A 3,482-nucleotide genomic window follows, 5' to 3' on the forward strand; every position below is an offset into this window, starting at 1 on the left:
CCACCCGCCATAGAAATACCCTACCAGATAGATGGCCAGCATGCTTAAGTAGGTCACCTCGCCCCCTTCCTCCAGCTTCAGAGGCTTCATATAGGACAGGATCACCGCTGCCGCCACCAATATCAGGATCCACAGCCATTTTCGATTCCAGAGATACCCTTCCCTCATCATAATTCCTTCCTCACCGCGATCTCACTTAACTTCTTCTTGCGAACATGGAAATGCTTCCGGTAGAGGATATACCACACCAGGAAAATGAGGCCGCCTCCTCCGATCACCATCACATCAAAGGTGCTGGAGGCAGACTCCACCGGAATCCCGAAATGTTCATAGAACCGGCTTAAGAGATCTACCAGATAACCCTGTACCTGGATCACTGCCAGAACAATGGCCACAATGTTGATGATCAAGCCGTTTTTCCGCTCCACCTGGGCGTTTTTCAGATCCACCATATGCTCCAGGAATTCCTGCTGCTCATAATAATTCCGCCGCAGTTCATCATTTCCAAAGGCTTCCCGGATCTGATCCGCCTCCCGCTGGGTCCCGTAATAACGGAAATTCTGACTCTGCCAGAATCGTATGGTTTTGGCGTAATCCCGGTATAACTGGCTGATATACTGATACGATACATCCCCTTCGTTGGCCAGGGCATTGGAAACCTTCACCGTCATTTTATTTAACGCTGTATTCTGGAAGATCACCAGCTCGGCGATAAAAGCATAGGTGGCTGTCAGTTCGATCCGTTCCTTCTGAGTGAGACTTGCATAGTCATAGAGGACCATCGCCACCACATCCTCCGTCATATAAGCCTCATAATAGTCATACACCGCCCGGTTTTGTTCCGCCATCTCCTTCAGTCTGGGATAGCGGATATGGAAATCCTGGTGCATACTGTTGTAGGCCTCTGCCGTCAGGATATTGTAAAATTCCCCCTCATTTGCCGGCAGATCGGACATACACAGAAGGCTTTTGCCCCTTCCGCACAAAAGCAGCCCGTACTCCCTGCGCAGATAGGCGTTCAGGTCCTGATACCGGTAGAATCCTCTCTCGTCCATATCCTCCGGACGCCGGATCTTCAAATACCCATGGCTCAGCTGATCCTCCAGCTGAGACGTGGAATAACGGCAATCCGGGAAGAACAACATCAATACATACATATGGGAAGAAGGATGGGCAAAAAGCGACAGATACACTTTTTCCTCCCCCACGATATACGGACGGACAGTGTGATCCTCTTCATCCTCATACTCGTCCAGAGTATGAAGGAACTGAAAGTCCCCGATATAGATCCGTTTCAGCTCACTGACCAGGTCATTTTCATACTCATAGTTCAGACAGTCATCCAGAGCCGAAAGAAGCCAGGCAGGCACCTCCGGAACCTCTCTTTCCTCCTCTGGCTCCAGTAATTTTCGAAGCCTGGTATTCTTCACATTGTCTGCATAGGGCAGGAACAGATACACATCTTCTCTGTGAGTCTTAAAATACAGGTCATTGGCCAGAAGCTTCTTAAGATAAGGGCCATCGCACAGATAGACCTGATTGCCGTCCTCGATCTCGCGGTACAGACGGAACATCCGGCTTCGCAGGAATTTCTTACCGCCCTCAGAAACTGCCGTCCCGGCCAGCCCGCCGATATGAAATCCTTCCGCTTCCAGCTGGTTCAGATAAGCAACAAACCCGTTGGAAAGAGTAACGATCACTTCCTTGTCCTTCCGGTATTCCGGCAGCACCGCCACGGAAATGATAAACAGATGGTTCTCCTTCTCCCTGGAATAATCCGCCATCTCATCCGGCCGGATATCATCGTCCCGAATCTTCATCCCGGTCTCCACGATCTCTTCCCAGAGAGCCTCTCCCACAGGGAAGAAATTGATATACCCGGCAGGCTTCTCCCCATCCATCACGCAGACGAAGCTCCTGGGATTCCGGTCATACCGGGCCTCCATTTTAGACAGTTCGCCCACGTATTCCTGCTCATAACAGATCCGGTCGATCTCCATGATCCTGGGGAGGAAATCCCTCCCCATCTGTTCTCCCGTCAAAATCTGATAACTCATGCTTCTCTCCCAATTCTTCTTATGGGACGCTTCTTTAGTCCGCCTTCAGTTCCTTCCACAGCTCATTCATCATCTCTGTGATCTCCGGCTCTGTCTGCACGCAGACCTCGCAGTTCTCCGTGGCGTCATCCGCCGGCACCAGGGCCTCGTCCGCCCGCTCCTCATCGCTCAGGCTCTCGATCACCGCATCATTTGGCGTGGAATAGTAAATATACTCAAAATTGATCTTGGCGATATCCTCCCGGCACAGGAAATCCAGGAACTGCTGGGCCGCGTCCACATTGTCGCAGTTCTTGGTCATACACCAGGAATCCAGCCACACGTTGGACCCCTCCTTGGGGATCACATAAGCCAGATCCTCATTATACTCATTTCCCAGGTAGGCTTCCCCGGAGTAGACTACCGCCATGGTAGCGTTGCCCGCCACCACTTCATCTCTTGCCTCGTCCACCAGATAAGCCTGCACGTCCGGTTTCTGCTTCACAAGCAGGTCATAGGCCTCCCGGATCTCATTCTCGTTATTGGTATTAATAGAGTAGCCCAGATATTTCAGCGCTACCATATAGGTGTCCCGCATACTGTTCTGCATCACGATCTCGCCGGCATAATCCCCGTTGAACAGCACATCCCAGCTGTCCACCGGCGCATCCACCTTGGTGGTATCGTAAAGGATCCCAAGAGTTCCCCAGAAGTAAGGAACGGTATACTTGTTCTCCGGATCGAAGGCCTTGGAGAATTCCCAGTATTTGTCTCCGATATTTCCCCGGTTCTCCAGGGCTTCCATATCGATCTCCTGCACCTCGCCCTCGTCGATCAGCCGCTGCAGCATATAGTCTGTGGAGCACAGAAGGTCATAGTCCACCGCACCGGACACATACTTGGTATACATCTCCTCCGGCGTCAGGGCCTCCTCATACTTCACCTCGATCCCCGTCTCATCCTCAAACATATCCAGGACGATGGGATCCATGTACTCCCCGTAGTTAAACACTGTCAGGGTCTCCTTGGGGTCTCCCCCGCCGCCGCAGCCAATGGCGGCAGTCCCCAGCAGCATTGCGGCCAGAACCGCACTCAGCACTCTTTTTTTCATCTTGCATATCCTCCCTTTTCTTCCTTTTTATTATTTTTCTGCGGAGCGAAATTCACGATCAGCAGAATGATAAAGATCACTACGAAAATGATGGTGGAAAGAGCGTACATCTCCGGCTTAATCCCCTTGCGGATCTCTCCGTAGATCATGGTGGACAAGGTGTTGATTCCCGGCCCTTTCGTAAAATAGGTGATCACAAAGTCGTCCATGGACATGGTGAAGGCCATGAAAAATCCCGCCGCGATCCCTCCTGCCAGCTGAGGCAGGATGATCTTGAAAAAGGCGTAAACCGCATTGGCACCCAGATCCCGGGCCGCCTCGTAGATACTTAAGTT

The 3,482-nt window shown here is 51.6% G+C and carries 3 protein-coding genes; all 3 read right to left on the bottom strand.

Annotated features, from left to right (window positions below; all coding sequences use genetic code 11):
* Positions 1 to 167 precede the first annotated feature (167 nt).
* Positions 168 to 2,057 (bottom strand): GNAT family N-acetyltransferase, encoded by a 1,890-nt coding sequence (locus ACML7B_RS10210; protein WP_418541095.1) that lies wholly within the window; start codon positions 2,055 to 2,057, stop codon positions 168 to 170.
* Between the two features lie 34 nt (positions 2,058 to 2,091).
* Positions 2,092 to 3,147: an ABC transporter substrate-binding protein gene (locus ACML7B_RS10215; protein ID WP_418541097.1), complete on the bottom strand. Its 1,056-nt coding sequence runs from the start codon at positions 3,145 to 3,147 to the stop codon at positions 2,092 to 2,094.
* The coding region (locus tag ACML7B_RS10220) for an ABC transporter permease (RefSeq protein ID WP_418541098.1) at positions 3,144 to 3,482 on the bottom strand (339 nt) is incomplete at its 5' end. The genes ACML7B_RS10215 and ACML7B_RS10220, both read right to left, overlap by 4 nt.

The sequence above is a fragment of the Massilistercora timonensis genome (genome assembly GCF_048354975.1).
GTDB classification, from domain to species: Bacteria; Bacillota; Clostridia; order Lachnospirales; family Lachnospiraceae; genus Massilistercora; species Massilistercora timonensis.

Excerpts from the sequence above, each read along its gene's own strand:
- ACML7B_RS10215 (WP_418541097.1), bottom strand. The coding sequence starts at position 3,147 with ATGAAAAAAAGAGTGCTGAGTGCGGTTCTGGCCGCAATGCTGCTGGGG.
- ACML7B_RS10210 (WP_418541095.1), bottom strand. The coding sequence starts at position 2,057 with ATGAGTTATCAGATTTTGACGGGAGAACAGATGGGGAGGGATTTCCTC.